General features: G+C 71.8%; 20 protein-coding genes. 14 read left to right on the top strand and 6 right to left on the bottom strand.

The window, feature by feature from the left end; translation table 11 throughout:
• Positions 1-18: 18 nt before the first annotated feature.
• Both ABTW72_RS06915 and ABTW72_RS06910 read left to right on the top strand, forming a co-directional pair.
• Positions 19-438 carry an ATP-binding protein gene (locus tag ABTW72_RS06915; RefSeq protein WP_350855192.1) on the top strand — a complete coding sequence of 140 codons (420 nt, stop codon included), beginning with the start codon at positions 19-21 and terminating at the stop codon, positions 436-438.
• A gap of 59 nt (positions 439-497) precedes the next feature.
• Complete coding sequence (locus tag ABTW72_RS06910; RefSeq protein WP_350855189.1) at positions 498-1385, top strand: DUF5926 family protein; 888 nt, start codon at positions 498-500, stop codon at positions 1383-1385.
• 51 nt (positions 1386-1436) lie between these two features.
• Here the strand turns inward: ABTW72_RS06910 and ABTW72_RS06905 are convergent, their stop codons facing one another.
• Complete coding sequence (locus ABTW72_RS06905; RefSeq protein WP_091396783.1) at positions 1437-2654, bottom strand: arginine deiminase; 1218 nt, start codon at positions 2652-2654, stop codon at positions 1437-1439.
• Positions 2655-2817: 163 nt separating this feature from the next.
• Here ABTW72_RS06905 and ABTW72_RS06900 point away from each other — a divergent pair, with 163 nt between their 5' ends.
• The 5 genes from ABTW72_RS06900 to pheA all read left to right on the top strand — a co-directional run bounded on the left by ABTW72_RS06900 (position 2818) and on the right by pheA (position 6314).
• Complete coding sequence (locus ABTW72_RS06900) at positions 2818-3555, top strand: hypothetical protein (RefSeq protein WP_112583868.1); 738 nt, start codon at positions 2818-2820, stop codon at positions 3553-3555.
• Between the two features lie 169 nt (positions 3556-3724).
• A complete protein-coding gene (locus ABTW72_RS06895) occupies positions 3725-4183 on the top strand; it encodes a hypothetical protein (RefSeq protein ID WP_350855185.1) in 459 nt (152 codons plus the stop codon).
• Between the two features lie 75 nt (positions 4184-4258).
• Positions 4259-4648, top strand: a complete 390-nt coding sequence (locus ABTW72_RS06890) for an ACT domain-containing protein (protein WP_350855183.1) — start codon at positions 4259-4261, stop codon at positions 4646-4648.
• Positions 4649-4855: 207 nt separating this feature from the next.
• Positions 4856-5350, top strand: a complete 495-nt coding sequence (locus ABTW72_RS06885; protein ID WP_350855181.1) for a hypothetical protein — start codon at positions 4856-4858, stop codon at positions 5348-5350.
• A gap of 10 nt (positions 5351-5360) precedes the next feature.
• Entirely contained in the window at positions 5361-6314 is a 954-nt protein-coding gene (gene pheA / locus ABTW72_RS06880; protein WP_350855179.1) for a prephenate dehydratase, read from the top strand.
• 84 nt (positions 6315-6398) lie between these two features.
• On the opposite strand, the gene ABTW72_RS06875 is transcribed toward pheA, so the two are convergent.
• From ABTW72_RS06875 to ABTW72_RS06865, 3 genes are all read right to left on the bottom strand, one after another.
• Positions 6399-7121 carry an AIM24 family protein gene (locus ABTW72_RS06875; protein WP_112583872.1) on the bottom strand — a complete coding sequence of 241 codons (723 nt, stop codon included), beginning with the start codon at positions 7119-7121 and terminating at the stop codon, positions 6399-6401.
• Positions 7122-7227: 106 nt separating this feature from the next.
• Positions 7228-7575, bottom strand: a complete 348-nt coding sequence (locus ABTW72_RS06870) for a metallopeptidase family protein (protein ID WP_181518411.1) — start codon at positions 7573-7575, stop codon at positions 7228-7230.
• 149 nt (positions 7576-7724) lie between these two features.
• A complete protein-coding gene (locus ABTW72_RS06865; RefSeq protein ID WP_091396762.1) occupies positions 7725-8156 on the bottom strand; it encodes an OsmC family protein in 432 nt (143 codons plus the stop codon).
• A 131-nt stretch (positions 8157-8287) separates the two neighbouring features.
• Here ABTW72_RS06865 and ABTW72_RS06860 point away from each other — a divergent pair, with 131 nt between their 5' ends.
• The 3 genes from ABTW72_RS06860 (at position 8288) to ABTW72_RS06850 (ending at position 10961) form a co-directional block, all read left to right on the top strand.
• Entirely contained in the window at positions 8288-9031 is a 744-nt protein-coding gene (locus tag ABTW72_RS06860) for a hypothetical protein (protein ID WP_350855177.1), read from the top strand.
• Positions 9032-9327: 296 nt separating this feature from the next.
• Positions 9328-10149 (top strand): HAD family hydrolase, encoded by an 822-nt coding sequence (locus tag ABTW72_RS06855; protein ID WP_112675333.1) that lies wholly within the window; start codon positions 9328-9330, stop codon positions 10147-10149.
• Positions 10149-10961 carry an HAD family hydrolase gene (locus ABTW72_RS06850; protein ID WP_091396753.1) on the top strand — a complete coding sequence of 271 codons (813 nt, stop codon included), beginning with the start codon at positions 10149-10151 and terminating at the stop codon, positions 10959-10961. Before ABTW72_RS06855 ends, ABTW72_RS06850 begins: the two co-directional genes overlap by 1 nt.
• Positions 10962-10963: 2 nt before the next feature.
• Here the strand turns inward: ABTW72_RS06850 and ABTW72_RS06845 are convergent, their stop codons facing one another.
• Positions 10964-11566, bottom strand: a complete 603-nt coding sequence (locus ABTW72_RS06845; protein ID WP_091396749.1) for a bacterial proteasome activator family protein — start codon at positions 11564-11566, stop codon at positions 10964-10966.
• Positions 11567-11650: 84 nt separating this feature from the next.
• Between ABTW72_RS06845 and ABTW72_RS06840 the strand changes: the two genes are divergently transcribed.
• A complete protein-coding gene (locus ABTW72_RS06840; RefSeq protein ID WP_350855175.1) occupies positions 11651-12448 on the top strand; it encodes an alpha/beta hydrolase family protein in 798 nt (265 codons plus the stop codon).
• Between the two features lie 81 nt (positions 12449-12529).
• Positions 12530-13717 (top strand): ABC transporter substrate-binding protein, encoded by a 1188-nt coding sequence (locus tag ABTW72_RS06835; RefSeq protein ID WP_350855173.1) that lies wholly within the window; start codon positions 12530-12532, stop codon positions 13715-13717.
• Positions 13718-13784: 67 nt separating this feature from the next.
• Here the strand turns inward: ABTW72_RS06835 and ddaH are convergent, their stop codons facing one another.
• Positions 13785-14618, bottom strand: a complete 834-nt coding sequence (gene ddaH / locus ABTW72_RS06830; protein ID WP_350855171.1) for a dimethylargininase — start codon at positions 14616-14618, stop codon at positions 13785-13787.
• A 59-nt stretch (positions 14619-14677) separates the two neighbouring features.
• Between ddaH and ABTW72_RS06825 the strand changes: the two genes are divergently transcribed.
• Together ABTW72_RS06825 and ABTW72_RS06820 are read left to right on the top strand one after the other, a co-directional pair.
• Positions 14678-15142, top strand: coding sequence for an Lrp/AsnC family transcriptional regulator (locus tag ABTW72_RS06825; protein ID WP_030331732.1), 465 nt, complete (start codon positions 14678-14680; stop codon positions 15140-15142).
• 20 nt (positions 15143-15162) lie between these two features.
• Entirely contained in the window at positions 15163-16170 is a 1008-nt protein-coding gene (locus tag ABTW72_RS06820) for a zinc-binding dehydrogenase (protein ID WP_350855169.1), read from the top strand.
• Positions 16171-16172 lie beyond the last annotated feature (2 nt).

Below are 16172 nucleotides of genomic sequence, written 5' to 3'. Positions count from 1 at the left end.
AGGGATCGAGCCTGGTGCGTGGTGGTTCCCCACCACCCGGGCGGGGCACGGCTGGCCCGACACCGGCTCGCCGCCGAACTGGCGGACGTCGTACCCCCGACGCTCCTCGCGGACCTGATCGCGGTGCTCGCGGAGCTGGTGGGCAACGCGGTGCGGCACGCCAGGCCGCTGCCCGGCGGCGTGATCCGGGTTGCCTGGCAGCTACGGCCCTCGGCCGAGGGCGCACTGATCCAGCTGCGGGTCACCGACGGCGGCAGCGGAAGCGCCGGGCCACGGCTGCGGACGGCCAGCCCGGACGCGGCGGACGGGCGCGGGTTGCACATCGTGGCCGGCCTGGCCACCCGTTGGGGCGTCGAGCAGGACGGCATGGGCCAGCGCGTCTGGGCGGAGTTCGATCCGGCGCCGGCGCCTCGACCCGACCTGGTGCCGGCGGGCTGAGGACGGCTCGGGCGGGTCCCGGTCACGGCGAGCCGCTCGGGGCTCTAGGCTGTGACGCCGTGAGTAAGCGTCGAAAGAGCCAGCGCGCCGCCGCCGACACCACCCCCCGTCGCGACAAGGTGCGGGACGTCTTCGTGCCGCGTCCGTTCGACGGGCTGGTCGACGAGTCCGAGTGGATCGCGCTTCGCGAACTGGTGCCCGCCGCATCCGCCCCGCTGCGGCTGGCGCCCGCCCTGGTCGAGGAATTCGGCGATCGGACGGCGACGCTCGCCACGGTGCTGCCGATGGCCGCCCCGGCGATCACCAAGCCGGACGGCCGGGTGCTGATCGGTCTCCAGCGCCACCAGCAGTCCGGTGACGTGTCGCGGGATCTGGCCGACGCGTTGCTCAGCGCGCTGCGTACCGAGCCGGGTGGCCAGGTGACCGTGCCGCCGCTGCCCGGCCCCGGGCCCCGGCTCCAGGACATCCTCGTGGACGGTCCGCTGGACATCACCATGCACGACGGTTTCGACTTCTGGCTCGACCCCGGGGCCGCCGACGATCCGACCGTCCAGGCGTCGCTGGAGCGGGCGAACGCGGCCATCTACCCGACGGTCCGGCTGACCGCCGCGAAGGCCGCGTACTGGTGTCAGGTCCCGGAGAAGGCCCACGTGCGCTGGGTGCTGCCGGACGACGAGGACGCCGCCCTGGACGCGCTGGCCCGACTCGGCGCGGCCGGCACGCTGACGCTCGGCGAGCAGACCAAGTTCGCCGGCATGTTCCGCGCGCACGGTCGACTCGTGCCGGTCTGGGACCTGCCGGAGGAGACCCCGGCGGCCGAGTGGGAGGAGCCGGTGGCGCAGTTCGCCAAGCGGTACGCCGAGGCGCTCACCGTCACCGACCCACTCGACGCCGCCGGCCGCCGGGCCCGTCAGGGGCTGCTCGGCCGCCAGCTCACCCTGCGCTGAGCCGGGGCCGTCGTCCCGCACAGCCGGGCGGCGGGTGCGGTCGTCGCGTGCTCAGCCGGCGACGGGTAGCGGGTCGCGGGTGATCGGGCAGGACATGCAGCGCGGTCCGCCCCGACCGGAGCCCAGCTCGGAGCCGGCGATCGGGATCACCTCGATGCCGGCCCGCTCCAGTTGGGCGTTGGTCTCCGTGTTGCGCTCGTAGCCGACGCAGAGCCGGGGGGCCAGCGCGAGGGTGTTGTTGCCGTCGTCCCACTGCTCGCGTTCCGCGGTGACCGGATCCAGCCCGGTGTCGATGACCCGGAGCAGGTCGAGGTCCATCGCGTCGGCGGCGGCCCGCAGGAACGGCGCCGGCCCGTCCACCCGCGGGTCCTCGCCGTCCCCGCCGGCGATCACCGTGTACGCGGACAACGTGCTCGCGATGTTGGGGTACATCAGGACGGCGTCCACGTCGACCATCGTGCACACCGTGTCCAGGTGCATGGTGGCGCGCTTCTGGGCGATCGGCACCACCAGGATGGTGTGGGCCAGGCCGGCGGCGAAGACCTGCCGACCCAGGCGTTCCGCGCCGGCCGGGGTCGTCCGCTCGCCCACCCCGACCGCCAGCACCCCGGGCGCGAGCAGCAGCACGTCCCCGCCCTCCAGGTGCTCGAGGCTGGGACGGTAGACGAATTCGGTGCCGGCGAACCGGGGGTGGTGGCGGTAGATGGCGTCGGTCAGGGTGGTCTCGCGGCGGCGTGCCGGCATGGCCAGGCTGGTGACACCGACCCGGTCGCCGATCCACAGCGACGAGTCGCGGGTGAAGAGCAGGTTGGGCAACGGGTCGATGACGAAGTCGTGTCGGTCCATCAGCGTGTAGACCAGTCCGCCCGGCCGCTCGGAGCTGATCCGCAACTCCTCGTGGGCCAGCCCGGCGGTGAGCACGTCGGCCAGCGCGGCCGGGTCCAGGTAGGAGAGGTGGTCGGCGACGCGGGCGCGCAGCGTGTCGCCGAGCCGCCGGGAGCGCAGCACCTGCTCGGTGAGTTCGGCCCGGGCGTCCGCGACGGCCAGGGTCTCGGCCAGCAGGGTGGCCAGGTAGAGCACCTCGACGCCGCGCTCGCGCAGGGCGGCGGCGAACGCGTCGTGCTCCTCCTGGGCGCGCCCCACCCAGGGGATCGCGTCGAACAGGAGCGAGTCGTTGTTGCGTGGGGTGAGCCGGGCCAGTTCGGGGCCGGGCCGGTGCAGCAGTACGGTGCCGAGCCGCCCGACTTCACTGTCGACGTAGTGGGTCACTCCCGCAGCGTAGGGCAGGGTTTAGCGGCATCCGAGAAAAGAACTGTGGATGAATATGGCATTCATCCACAGTCACTCCGGCGCTCCGGCTTGCCGAACACCGGTAGTGGCAACGTAGGGTAGTGAGGACATAACTTCGAGGGACCTTTTGCCGGAGGTCGCGATGACTGTCTTTCCCGCACGACGAGCCGTACCGTCCGCTCGGGCACTGCCGCCCGTCGCGGTGCCACACCCCCGCGTCGAGGCGCCGGGGGTTCTCGAACCGGTCCGTCCGACACCGCTGGAATGGGCCCGCCGCCGTCGGGCCGAGCGGGGTGCACGCCGCCTGGAGGCGGCCGGGGCACGGGCGTTGGGCCAACTCGACCACCTCGGGCCCGCCTGGCACGTGATCGAGTGGCCGCGCACCGACGTGACAGACGTCCTCGACCGCGGTCAGGACGAGCGAGCCGGGTTCCTCGCCATCGGGCCGAGTGGCCTCTTCGCCGTGACCATCGCCGACCACGGCCGAGCCAGGGTGCTCGTCGCCGGGGACGTGGTGCAGATCAACGGCAAGCGGCCTCCGTACGTGGCCGAGTCCCGCCGGGACGCGAAGCGGGCCAGCAAGGCGCTCTCCGAGGCGGTGGGGCTGCCCGTTCCGGTGACACCGGTGCTGACCTTCGTCGGCTCTGGCGTGATCAGCGTCTACGGTCTTCCGAAGGACTGTCTGATGGCCACCCACCGGGAACTGGACCGGTTGCTCGTGGCCGGCGGCAGCCGGATCAGCCCCGCGACCGCCGAGAAGCTTTCCCGGGTCGCGCAGCACCCGGGCACCTGGCTGAACGGCACGTACCGTCCAACCGCCGACTACCGGTGGTACGACGAGGGCCGAACGGCCGCTGACAAGCCGGCCCACCGCCGGTAACGTCACCGGCGACGCCACGCGGCTCCGGTCCCCCCGTTCACCTCACCGGTTTCCGCGCCGTCACCGGTCGCCTCGGTTCACGCTGTGCGCCCCGGTGACCCGGTGCGCTCGGTGATTCCGTCGGCGACCCGCTAGCGTGGACAGTCGATCGGTGCACATAGGAGGCGCGGTGGCCCACGTCGAACTTTCGCTCTCGGAAGCGTTCGTGCCGGCGGCGCGGGCCTCGACAGAGCCGGAGTCCGACAACGTCGGCCAATGGTCGTCGACAGTCTCCCGCGCCGACGAGCCGTGCCTGCTGATCGACGCCGACACCCGGGTGGTGGCGATCTCCACGGCCGGCTGCGAGCTGCTCTGTCTCGGTGAGCCGGCCGGGCTGATCGGGCGACCGTTGCTCGATGGCGGGCTGCGCCTGCTCGACTTCACCGCCAACCGTGGCGAGCTGACCGAAGCCGAGATCGACAAGATTCCGCCCCTGCTGGCGCTCTCCTCCGGCCGACTCGCCCGTGGGCTACTCAGGGTGCAGGCCGCCTCGGCGAACACCTCCGACGCGACGGTTGACGCGATCTCCACCCCGGTGCTCACCGACGGCACCGTCGCCGGGTCGCTCACCTTCTTCTCCGAGGTCTGACCTGCGGCGCGGTGTGTCCTTTGCCGCACGCGGCGTTGCCGGGGTGGGTCCGTACGAAGGCCGTAGGGTGCCCTCATGCTCGATATCGCTCTACTGCCGGGGGAATACGCTGTGTGCCGGCTAGCCGCCGGCACCACCCTGCCGTACGCGCTCTCGAGTGGGCTGCGCGACGCGGACGTGGTGACGGTGAGCTGGACCTCCGACGGGATCTCCGTGATCTGCCCGACCGACCGGGCGCCGGCACAGGCCGTGGTGGAGACGACCTGGCGCTGCCTACGGGTCACCGCCCCGGTGGCGCCGGCCGGCACCGGCAGCCTGGCCGCGCTGGTCGACCCGCTCGCCGAGGCACGGGTCAGTGCCGTCACGTTCTCGACGTTCGACACCGACTATCTGCTGGTGCCGACCGTCCGGCTGACCGAGGGCACGGCCGCGCTCCAGCGCGCCGGGCACCGCGTCACCGGCTGACCTTCACCCGACCGGCCGCTCACCCTACGATGGGCTCGGCCACCCCGGCCGCGACGAATTCTCCGATGTCCCGAGGATCGGCCCGTGCCGTTCACCCCACCCCCGCCCGCGTCCCCCTCACCGCGGTCGACGATCCACCCCCCACCGGCGACTCCTGGCCCGGCAGCCGATCGCGTTCCGGCGCGGAGCCTCGCCCGAGTCCTGCCGATGGCGCTCGCCGTCGCGGCGCTGGCCGGCTGTGGCGCCCCACCCGGGCTGGGGGAGCCGACCAGCGTGCCCACCCACACCGCCGCTCCGACACCGTCCAGCCCGAGCACCGCACCGGCCACCCCGCCGACCACCGCGCCGTCTGTCGGTACGGTCACGCCCACCCCGGACGCCGGGCTGGTCGCGACGGCCTGCCGCAACGGACCGACCGGCCAGCGGGTGCTGCAACTGTTGCGCGGCAGGGCCGGAGTGCTGCCGACGAACGTCCGGGTCCAGGTCCGCACCGGGCCGCTCTGCGCCGGCGACTGGCAGTTCACCGTGCTGACGGTGACCGGGCACGAGGAACTCCAGGTGGTCACCCGGGGCGAACCCGGTTCCCCGGTTCTGGTCACCGCCGGCACGGACGTCTGCACCATCGAGGTACGCGCCACCAGCCCGGCCGGGATTCGCGCCCTCGCCTGCGACGCCGGCCCGGCCAACGGACCGGGTGCGTAGGCTGATCGGCATGCCGGGAACACCGCCGACACGTTTCGTCTTCCTCGGGCCGGAGGGCACCTTCGCCGAGCAGGCCCTGCGCTCCATACCCGCCGCCGAGCACGGCACCCGTGCGCCCGCCCGCAGCGTCGGAGAGGCACTGGACAGCGTCCGCGCCGGCGACGCCGACGCCGCGCTGGTGCCACTGGAGAACTCGATCGGCGGCGCGGTGGGCGTCACGCTGGACGAGATGGCCGAGGGCGAGCCGCTGGTGATCACCCGGGAGGTGATCCTGTCGGTGGAGTTCGTGCTCGCCGCGCGGCCCGACACCCCGCTGCCCTCGATCCGCACCGTGGCGGCCCATCCACAGGCGTCCACCCAGTGCCGGGGCTGGTTGCGCGACCACCTGCCCGACGCCGTGGTGGTCGACGTGCTCTCCAACGGCGCGGCCGCCGCCGGTGCCGGCAGGGGCGAGTACGACGCGGCGATCTGCGCACCGATCGGAGCCTCCCGGCACCGACTCACCACACTCGCCGACAAGATCGCCGACCACCCCGACGCGGTGACCCGGTTCGCGCTGGTGTCCCGCCCCGGGCCGCCACCGCCGCCGACCGGTGACGACCTCACCTCGCTCGCGGTCTACATCGCCCACGACCGGGTCGGCGCGCTGCTGTCCGTGCTGATGGAGTTGGCCGTCCGTGGGGTCAACCTGACCCGGATCGAATCCCGGCCGACCGGCGAGGCGTTGGGCCGCTACGTCTTCTTCCTGGACTGCACCGGCCACGTGGCCGACGTACGCCTGGGTGAGGCGTTGCAGGGGCTCCGCAGGGTCTGTGCCGACGTCCGCTTCCTGGGCTCCTATCCCCGACACCGGTGGGCCGAGGCGGGCGAACGCCCGGTGCCCGCGCCAGCGGGCCTCTCCGACGTCGACTACGCCGACGCGGCGGCCTGGCTGACCCGCCTACGTACCGGTGAGTTGACCTGACCGGCGCGGAGCGCCCCCAGGTGAAGGGGGGCGCCCGCGCCGCGGTCAGCTCGACAGATCAGGTGCGCCCGGCGTTGCTTCCGGTCAGCTCAGCAGACCGCCGAGAAGACCGCCCTCCTGCTGCTGCTGGCCACTGCCCAGGACCGGCGGCTCCTCGGACGGCTGCACCACCACGAAGCCCTGACCGGCGAAGCTCATGGTGAACGACTCACCGGTGCGGCGCCCGAGCAGCGTGCCGAGGCCGAGCTGCTCGGCCCGGTGGTAGCCGGTCTGGAGGTTGGCCGACCAGCAGACCGCGGCCTGGGGGTCGACGTACGTGGGGGCGTCCACGTTCAGCACGACCGGGGTGCCCTTGGTGGTGATGGCGATCCGCCCGTAGCCGCTGAACACACAGTTGAAGAGGCCGGACGAGGACGCCATCCCGGCGCCGCCGACCATCCTGATGTCGTACTGGAGGGTGGAGTCGAAGGCGAGCACGCTGCTGCCGTTGATGGAGAGGGCGTCGCCCGGCTCCAGGTCGATGATGTGCACGTCCTTGGCCAGCTCGGCGAGGAAGACGTCACCCTGCCCGGTGACCTTCATCAGCGGGACGCCCTCGCCGGTGAGCTTCTGCTTGAGGAACTTGCCGAGCCCGCCTGAACCCAACGCCTGGAACTGCACGTTCCCCTGGTAGGCGACCATCGAGCCGACCCGGGCCATCGCCTCGCCGTTGAGCTCGATCTTCAACATCTTGGAGTTCTGCAACCGCATGCCGGGCTGCGCGGACTCCTTCTCCAGATTCTCCGCGGAGAACAGCTCGCTGCGCATGAAAGGGCCTCCTGAATAGGTTCGCGTTCGCTGCACCGACGGTAGGCGACCTCGGCAAGCACCGGCCATCGAACGGACGGCGCGGCGCGCGGGTCGAGCGCCGGGCTCAGCCCCAGCCCAGCGCGTGCAGGCGCGCGTCGTCGATGCCGAAGTGGTGGGCGATCTCGTGCACCACGGTGACCGCCACCTCGTCGATGACGTCCTCGTCGTTGTCGCAGATCCGCAGGATCGGACGACGGTAGATGAATATCCGGTCGGGCAGCACGCCGGCATAGTCCCAACCGCGCTCGGTGAGCGCATACCCCTCGTAGAGGCCGAGCAGGTCGACCTCTCCCGGTGGTGGGTCGTCCTCGACCAGGATCACCACGTTGTTCATCAGGCCGAGCAGTTCTTCGGGCACCTCGTCGAGGGCCTCGCCGACCAACTCCTCGAAGCGCTCACGGCTCATCTCCACCGGCACCTCGCCCATTGTGCCCGACGCGGGGGCACGCGGCCCGGTCCTGCTGGAGGACCGTGGCCGTCATCCGCACATGCACGGAAGAAGCGACCACCCGGGACCGGGCGGAGGCTTCTTCCGTGGACGTACGGTGTGGGCCGGCTGGCTCAGGCAGCCAGGCGGGCGTTGAGGGTGATCTCGGCACCCGGCGAGAGCAGGCGGGAGATCGGGCAGTTGGCCTTGGCGGCCTCGGCGAGCTTCTGGAACTCCGCGTCGTCGATCCCCGGGACCTGGCCGACCGTCTCCAGGTCGATCCGGGTCACCGTCATGCCGGCGTCGGTCTTGTCCAGGTGCACCTTGGCGGTGGTCTCGACCGAGGTGGCCGTCGAGCCCGCGTCGGCAAGCGCCTTGGAGAACGCCATCGAGAAGCAGCCGGCGTGCGCGGCGGCGATCAGCTCCTCGGGGTTGGTGCCCTCACCCTCCTCGAAGCGCGACTTGAAGGAGTAGTTGCCGGACAGGCCGCCCTTACCGGTGCGGATGGTGCCCGCGCCCTCGGTGAGATTGCCCTGCCATTGTGCTGAAGCGGTACGGATAGGCATGGGGCAAACGCTAGCGGAAAGGCGACCGCCGAGCGACAGACCGGCGCGCTCGCCAGCCCTGCGATCCCTGTCACCACCAGCTTGCTGTGCCATGATGCGACCCAGGTCCGTGACCGGCGGAAGGGTGGCCGATGTCCGAGGAGCTTCCGATCCCGCGGCAGGGCGACCGATCCGAGGCCCCGGCGGTGATCGAGTGGGGTGTTGCCGACGAGTCGACGCCGCGACGCCGCTTCGCCTTGTCCCTGGCCGATCTCGCGCAGGATCCTCGGCTGCCCCTACTGCTCGCCGGTCTGGGCGCGGTGGCAGCGATCGCCTCGCTGGTCGGTGAGTGGCTGGTGATGAGCCTGCCGAACGGCGGGCCCGAGGGGAACGCGACGATCAAGGTGCCCGCCGGGGTGTCCGAGGTCGGTGGCTTCGGGGTCGGCTACCTGGTCGGGCTTCTCGCCCTCGTCTGCGCCGTGGCGCTGACGTTGCGCGGCACGGTGGCCGTGCGGCCGAACGCCCGGCTGGCCGGTCTCACCCTGGCCGGTGCTCTGCTGGCGCTGCTCGTGGCCGCCACGGCCAGCCTCGACAACCCCGGTCAGCGAAGCTTCTTCTACTCGCCCCAGGACGGCTTCCAGGTCGAGTACGGCCGTGGGCTGGTGATGGCGTTCGTCGCCTGTGTGCTGTTCGCGGCCGCCCTACGGCTGACCCCCGCCGCGCCTTCCGGCGTGTTCGCGGGGGCACCAGACGAGGACCGGCCCGGCGACGCGCCAGCACCGCGCCCCTGGCGCCGCCGCCGAGGCCCTGACCCGATCGAGGACGGCCTCCCCGCCCCGGCCGACCTGACAGTCACCCCGGCCGCCCCCTTCGCCCGCCCCGACGCCCACTCCTGACCCCACCCCACCTCACCCGGCCCGACCCCACCCCACCCGGCCGCCTCGATCATGAAGTCGTGGTGGTGAACAGGAGTCGCGTAAGCGGATGAACCGGGCACCGCAACTCCATGATCGACCGGGCAAGGGGCGGGAGGGCCCGGGGACATCTTGTCGAGGGCCGGGGTTGGCGTCCGATTCGCCTGGAAGCCATGGATGCGACCCGTTCCGCGAGGTACGGTTGCTGCCCGCCGTCACGCCGGGCCTCGGTTTCCCTGGCCACGGCAGGTGCGACGGCGGCGGGCGAAGGAGGAACGATGACCCGCCCGGGACTGCCCAAGTTGATCGCGACCGACCTCGACGGGACGCTGGTCCGCAGCGATGACACCGTCTCCGCGTACACCCATGGGGTGCTCGACCGGGTGCGTGCCGCCGGAATTCCGGTGGTCGGCGCGACCGGACGCGGCCCTCGGTTGACCGAGTTGACCCGCAACGACATCCGCGCCGCCGACTTCCTGGTGATGGCCGGCGGCGGACGGGTGGTCGACCAGAGCGACCCGAGCGGCCCGGTGGTGCTCCGCGACGAGCGGCTGCCCGCCGAGGTGCTGGCCCGGCTCCTCGCCGACCTGGAGGCGGAGGTCGGCCCGCTGACCGTGATGGTCGAGGCGTCCGACGAGCACGACGCCCCGCTGTGGGGCGACTACCACGAGAGCTGGCCCTACCAGGACCGCTTCGAGGCGCGCACCCGCGACGAGTGCCTCGCCTGCGACGTGATCAAGGCCTTCGCCCGGACCGCCGACCACCACGTGGACGAACTGCTGGCGGTGGCCCGCCGGATCGTCCCGCCGCAGGTCGCCACGCTCACCCAGGCTGGGCTCGGCTTCATCGAGATCTGCCCGCCCGGCGTTGACAAGGCGACCGGGTTGACAGTGGTGGCGCAGACCCTCGGGGTGGACCCGGCCGATGTGCTGGTCTTCGGTGACATGCCCAACGACCTGCCGATGTTCGAGTGGGCCGGTTGGTCGCGGGTGGCCGTGGCCAACGCGCATCCCGAGCTGCGCGCCGCCGCCGACGAGGTGACCTTGCGCAACGACGACGACGGGGTGGCGGTGTATCTGGACCGGCTACTGTCCCGGTAATGGGAGACACACCCCGCCTCATCGCCACCGACATCGACGGCACGCTGATCCGCGACGACCACACCGTCAGCCCACGCACCGCCGACCTGCTCGCGCGGATCTCCGCGCGAGGCACGCCGGTCGTCCTGGTCACCGGCCGTCCGGTCCGCTGGCTCAAGATGGTGTACGACCAGCTCGCCCGGCCGCTGCCGGCGGTCTGCGCCAACGGCGCCGTGGTCTACGACCCGTTCTCCGACGAGGTGGTGCGGGCCGACCCGCTCGCCCCGCACCACCTGGCCGAGGTCGCCCGGAGGCTACGGGCCGAGGTGCCCGGGATCAGCTTCGCCGTGGAGATCCTGGACAGCCGGGAGATGCGGCACGAGGCGCACTACCCGCTGCGCTGGGACGCCGACGCCAACGGCATCCGGCCGATCGAGACGCCGGAGGAGTTGCTCTCGGTGCCGGCGGTGAAGCTCCTCGCCCGAGCCGGCGAGCAGGACCCGGACGCCTTCGCCGAGCTGATCGCCACGGCGGTGGCGGGGTTGGCCGAGGCCACGCACTCGTCGTCCTCCGGGCTGGTGGAGATCTCGGCGGCCGGGGTGACCAAGGCCGCGGGGCTGGCCTGGTACTGCGACCAGCTCGGGGTAGCCGCGGCGGACGTGCTGGCCTTCGGCGACATGCCCAACGACGTGCCGATGCTGACCTGGGCCGGGCGTGGTGTGGCGGTGGCCAACGCGCACCGCGCCGTCCTGGCGGTCGCCGACGACGTGACGACGGCGAACACCGAGGACGGCGTGGCGGCGTACCTGGAGAAGATCTTCGGGGTGGACTGAGGTCAGAGGTACTGACCGGTGTTGTGACCCTCGCCGCCGCCCGGCTGGCCGATGCCCGGCATGCCGGGGACGACCCCACCGGGGCCGCTGGGCAGCGCCTGCCGGCCGCCGCGCATCTGCTCCAGCTGCACCCGGGCAGCCATCTGCTGGGCCACCAGGGCCGCCTGGATGCCGTGGAACAAGCCTTCCAGCCAGCCGACGAGCTGGGCGTGCGCGATCCGCAGCTCGCCCTCGCTGGGGGCCTTGTCCTCGGCGAAGGGCAGCGAGATGCGCTCCAGCTCGTCGCGCAGCTCGGGGGCGAGGCCCTCCTTGAGCTCGACGATCGACCGCTCGTGGATCTCCCGCATCCGGTTGCGGCTGGCGTCGTCGAGAGGTGCGGCCTTCACCTCCTCCAGCAACTGCTTGATCATGCTGCCGATCCGCATCACCTTGGCCGGCTGTTCGACCAGGCGGGTCGGGTCCTCGCCCTGGCCCTCGTCGGTCTGCATCGTGCCGATCGGCCGGCCGTCCGGGCCAACCACCACCACGGTGCCGGAGTGGCCGGAGTCGTCGGGGCCGGGCTCGTCGTTCTGTCCAGCGGAGCGCGCTTCGGTCATGGGGTCCATCTTTACCCAGCGGGCGCGAGCCATGCCGGCCGGGACCGACTACCGGGGCCGAACCACCCGGGCGGGGCGCGCTACCGTCGCGCCATGCCTGTCGACCCGCGCGCCGTGTTGACCCGGCCCGCACCGGAGCCCGACCGGACCGTGGCGTACGGGAACCACCCCGATCAGGTGGCCGACCTGCGCCTTCCGGCGGGAAGCGGGCCGGCCCGGCCGCTGGTCGTCGTCCTGCACGGCGGATTCTGGCGGGCCGAGTACGACCGGCGGCACACCGGCCCGCTGGCCGCGGCCCTCGCCGCTGACGGCCACCCGGTGGCGCAGCTGGAATACCGCCGCACCGGGCAGCCCGGAGGCGGCTGGCCGGGCACCCTGACCGACGTACTGACCGGGGTCGCCGAGCTGCCGGTACTGGCGGCCGAGGCGCTGCCCGGTCGGGTGAGCCCGGCCGCGCCGATCCTGGTCGGGCACTCCGCCGGCGGCCACCTGGCGCTGTACGTGGCGGCCACCGCCCCGGCGACGGTGGGCGGGGTGCTCGCGCTGGCCCCGGTGGCCGATCTGGGTGAGGCGTACCGGCGGGATCTGGACTCGGGCGCTGTCGCCGCGCTGCTCGGCGGCGGACCGGCGGAGGTCCCGGACCGGTACGCGGCTGCGGATCCACGGATGTTGGTACCGATACGAACACGGACAGTAGTTGTTCATGGTTCTGAGGATCACCAGGTTCCGGTGGAGATGAGCCGTGATTTCGTCGCGGAGGCGCGTGCCACAGGTTCCGATATTTCCCTTGTTGAACTGCCCGGATGCGAGCATTTCGGGCTGATCGACCCGGAGGCCGCTGCCTGGCCTCAGGTGCTCGCCGTGTTGCGGTCCCTGCACGATGATCAATAGCCATTGACGCAGCGTCGCGGACCAGGTAGAACGCCGGTGGGGCGGTGTTCGGCCCTGTAACGCTTCCCTGGAAGGAACTCGGTGTCGCAGATGAATCGCAGGCGGGCGCTCCAACTGTTGGCCGCGCTCGGTACCACCGGGTTCGTCGCCGCGTGTGGCTCAGACGGTGACGGCGAGTCGACCGCCGACCGGGGCCCGATCAAGATCGGTTTGATCACTCCGCAGGCCGGTGGTTTCAAGAGCATCGGCGACGACATCACCAACGGCTTCCAGCTCTTCCTCGACCTGCACGACCAGCGGCTGGGCGGCCACCCGGTGGAGCTGTTGACCGCCGACGAGGGCGACACCGCGAAGACGGGCAAGGCTGCCGTCGAGGGCCTGCTCAAGCAGGGCGTGCTGGCACTCACCGGCGTGGTCAACTCGGCGGTGATGGTCGGCATCCGGGACACCGTGGAGCAGGCCCGGGTCCCGCTGATCGGCTCCAACGCCTCACCGAGCAGCCTGCAGAGCGTCTTCTACATCTGGCGGACCTCGTACGTGCTCGACGAGGCCGGTCGGGCGCTGGGCCGCTACCTGCGCGACCAACTGCCGGCGAATGGCCGCGTCGCGATCATCATGCCGGAGAACGTCGGCAGCCCGGACGTGGTCCGCGGCTTCCGGCAGGAGTTCGGCGCGACCGACCCGCGGATCAGCGACCCGGTGACCTACACCAACGCCACCGCCAACCCCGGCAAGACGACGTACGCCTCGGACATCACCAAGGCACTGGCCAAGAAGCCCACGGTTGTCTTCTGCTTCTTCGCCGGGGCGGCCGCCGTGGAGTTCATCAAGCAGCTGCGCGAGAAGTTCGCCGGGCCGATCTACGCACCCGGCTTCCTCACCGAGGGCACGGTGCTGGACAACCTGAAGGACAACGCGCTGGGCATTCAGACCGCGCTGAACTACTCGGCCGACCTGAACAACACGTCGAACCGGGTCTTCGCCTCGGCGTACCGCAAGAAGTACCAGGTCACTCCCACCACGTACGCGATGGCGTCGTACGACGCGGCGCAGGTGCTCGACCAGGCCATCCAGCTGACCGGCGGAAAGCCCACGCCGCAGCAGGTCAACCTGGCGCTGGGCAAGATCGGCCAGATCGACAGCCCGCGCGGCATCTGGCAGTTCAACCAGCCGCGTACCCCGCAGCAGAAGTGGTACCTGCGCGAGGTGCAGCGCGACGGTCAGGTCATGTCGAACGTGCTGATCAACGAGCTGGCCACCCTGGGCTGAACGCCCACCCGGAGCACGATTCGGGGCCGGCCTCCCAGTGGGAGGCCGGCCCCGAGACGTTCGCGGGTCAGTGCCGCAGCTCGGCGATGCAGCACTTCACGCTGCCGCCGCCCTTCTTCAGCTCGGCCAGCTCGACCGGGACCGGGGTGTACCCGGCCGCCTTGAGCTTGCCGGCCAGGCGGGTGGCCTCGCTGTTGAGCACCACGTTCGCGCCGTCGCTGACCAGGTTGAGCCCGAAGGCCATCGCGTCCTCGTCGTCGGCGATCACCGCGTCCGGGAAGAGTTGGGTGAGGACCCGCTGACTGGCCGCCGAGAACGCGCCCGGGAAGTAGACGATGTTCGCGTCGTCGATGGCCGCGAGCGCCACGTCCAGGTGGTAGAAGCGGGGATCGATCAGGCGCAGCGACACCACCGGACGGCCCAGCGCCTCCTGTGCCTCCGCGTGCGCGGGGATCTCGGTACGGAAGCCGTGCCCGGCCAGGATGAGCCCGCCGTGCGCCTCCGGCACGTACGCGAAGTCACCCTCACCCTCGTTGGTCTCGCTGGGTGCGATGAACCGCCAGCCCTGCGCCTCGTAGAAGGCGTGGTGGGCGGCGGCCTCGGCGGCCCGCTGTTCGTGCTTGAACCGAGCGCCGTAGACGCTGCCGTCCACGACGAAGCCGCCGTTGGCGGCGTAGACCATGTCGGGCAGGCCCCGTTCGGGGGTGAGCAGGTGCACCTCGTGGCCGAGGCCGACAAGCGTCTCGCGCAGCCGGTCCCACTGCTTGACGGCCAGGTCGCGGTCGACCGGGGTGGTCACGTCCATCCACGGGTTGATCGCGTACTCGACCGCGAAGTACTCCGGCGAGCACATGAGATATGTCCGCTTTCGCGGGAAACGCTGCTGGTTCACGGTCACCAAGAGTAGGTACCGTAGAACTTTGAAAACAGCCACAAGTGTTGCTTCCCAGAGGCGGAACGTTGCAGATAGACGCGGTAGACCAGCGGATCATTGCGTTACTCGTCGCGGACGCCCGTGCGTCCTACGCCGACATCGGCGCCCGGGTGTCACTCTCCGCCCCAGCGGTCAAGCGTCGCGTCGACCGACTGCGCGCCACCGGCGTGATCAGGGGATTCACGGCCGTCGTTGATCCGGCCGCCGTCGGCTGGACCACGGAGGCCTTCGTCGAGCTGTTCTGCGCCGGCCGGACCACCCCGGCGCAGATCGGCGTGGCCGCCCGGCGACACCCCGAGGTGGTCGGCGCGTACACCGTCTCCGGGGAGGCGGACGCGCTCGTGCACCTGCGCGCCGCCGACATCGCCCACCTGGAGGCGGCACTGGAGCGGCTGCGTGCCGAGTCCTTCGTGACCTCCACCCGCAGCACCATCGTGCTCTCCCGGCTGGTCGAATCGCCCGGCGTCGGCCCGTCCGCCGGCACCTCTTGACCTGAACCCAGGTTGAGGAGATGGACTGGCCCGAGTGGGCAGGGCAGCCCATCTGGGCCGAGGGGGCTGTCATGCGGGCGATCTGGTTACGTGAGTTCGGCGGGCCCGAGGTGCTGGTGCCCGGCCCCGCGCCCGACCCGGTCCCCGGCCCCGGCCAGGTGCTGATCGACGTCGCGCACGCGAACATCACCTTCATCGAGACGCAACTGCGCGCCGGTCACCCCGGCCCGTTCCGCCTCACGCCACCGCTGATCCCCGGCAACGGCGTCGGCGGGGTGATCACGGCGGTCGGGTCGGACGTCGACCCGGCGCTGACCGGGCAGCGGGTGGTCAGCGCCACCGGGGGTTCCGGCGGTTACGCCGAACGCACGGTCGTGGACGCGTCGGCGACGATCGCCGTGCCGGCCGGGTTGGCCCTGGACGAGGCGGTGGCGCTCCTGGCCGACGGGCGGACCGCCACCATGCTGATCGAGGCAGTCGACGTCCGCCCAGGTGACCGGGTGCTGGTGGAGGCCGCAGCCGGCGGCGTCGGCAGCCTGTTGGTGCAGCTCGCGGTCCGGGCCCGGGCCCGGGTGATCGGCGTGGCCGGTGGGCGACGCAAGGTGGACCTGCTACCCGGCCTGGGCGCCGAGCTGGCCGTCGACTACCTGCTGCCCGAGTGGGCCGAACAGGTCCGCGCTGCGGTGGGCGGGGTCGACGTGGTGCTCGACGGGGTCGGTGGTTCGGTGGCCCGCGCCGCCTTCGACCTGCTCTCTCCGGGCGGCCGGATGGTCAGCTTCGGGCTGGCGAGCGGGGAGTGGTCCCCGGTGTCGGCGGACGCCGCCACGGCGCGGCAGGTCACACTGGTCCGCCCGGACGTGCCACCGGACCGGCTGCGGGCGTACACCGAACAGGCCCTGGCGGACGCGGCGGCCGGCCAGCTGCGACCGCTCATCGGCCAGCGTTTCCCACTGGAACGCGCCGCCGACGCGCACGCCGCCATCGAGGCCCGCGCCACGGTCGGCAAGACCCTGCTGGACGTGGCCTGATC

It is taken from the genome of Micromonospora sp. NPDC127501, from assembly GCF_040302185.1.
Taxonomy (GTDB): Bacteria; Actinomycetota; Actinomycetes; order Mycobacteriales; family Micromonosporaceae; genus Micromonospora.
The sequence above is the reverse complement of the archived record's forward strand: the minus strand, read 5'-3'. Positions and strand labels throughout refer to the sequence as shown.

Bases quoted from the DNA above. Each gene is read 5' to 3' on its own strand.
- ABTW72_RS06900 (WP_112583868.1), top strand. From the start codon at position 2,818: ATGACTGTCTTTCCCGCACGACGAGCCGTACCGTCCGCTCGGGCACTG.
- ABTW72_RS06890 (WP_350855183.1), top strand. From the start codon at position 4,259: ATGCTCGATATCGCTCTACTGCCGGGGGAATACGCTGTGTGCCGGCTA.
- ABTW72_RS06885 (WP_350855181.1), top strand. From the start codon at position 4,856: ATGGCGCTCGCCGTCGCGGCGCTGGCCGGCTGTGGCGCCCCACCCGGG.
- pheA (WP_350855179.1), top strand. From the start codon at position 5,361: ATGCCGGGAACACCGCCGACACGTTTCGTCTTCCTCGGGCCGGAGGGC.
- ABTW72_RS06875 (WP_112583872.1), bottom strand. From the start codon at position 7,121: ATGCGCAGCGAGCTGTTCTCCGCGGAGAATCTGGAGAAGGAGTCCGCG.
- ABTW72_RS06865 (WP_091396762.1), bottom strand. From the start codon at position 8,156: ATGCCTATCCGTACCGCTTCAGCACAATGGCAGGGCAATCTCACCGAG.
- ABTW72_RS06860 (WP_350855177.1), top strand. From the start codon at position 8,288: ATGTCCGAGGAGCTTCCGATCCCGCGGCAGGGCGACCGATCCGAGGCC.
- ABTW72_RS06855 (WP_112675333.1), top strand. From the start codon at position 9,328: ATGACCCGCCCGGGACTGCCCAAGTTGATCGCGACCGACCTCGACGGG.
- ABTW72_RS06850 (WP_091396753.1), top strand. From the start codon at position 10,149: ATGGGAGACACACCCCGCCTCATCGCCACCGACATCGACGGCACGCTG.
- ABTW72_RS06845 (WP_091396749.1), bottom strand. From the start codon at position 11,566: ATGGACCCCATGACCGAAGCGCGCTCCGCTGGACAGAACGACGAGCCC.
- ABTW72_RS06840 (WP_350855175.1), top strand. From the start codon at position 11,651: ATGCCTGTCGACCCGCGCGCCGTGTTGACCCGGCCCGCACCGGAGCCC.
- ABTW72_RS06820 (WP_350855169.1), top strand. From the start codon at position 15,163: ATGGACTGGCCCGAGTGGGCAGGGCAGCCCATCTGGGCCGAGGGGGCT.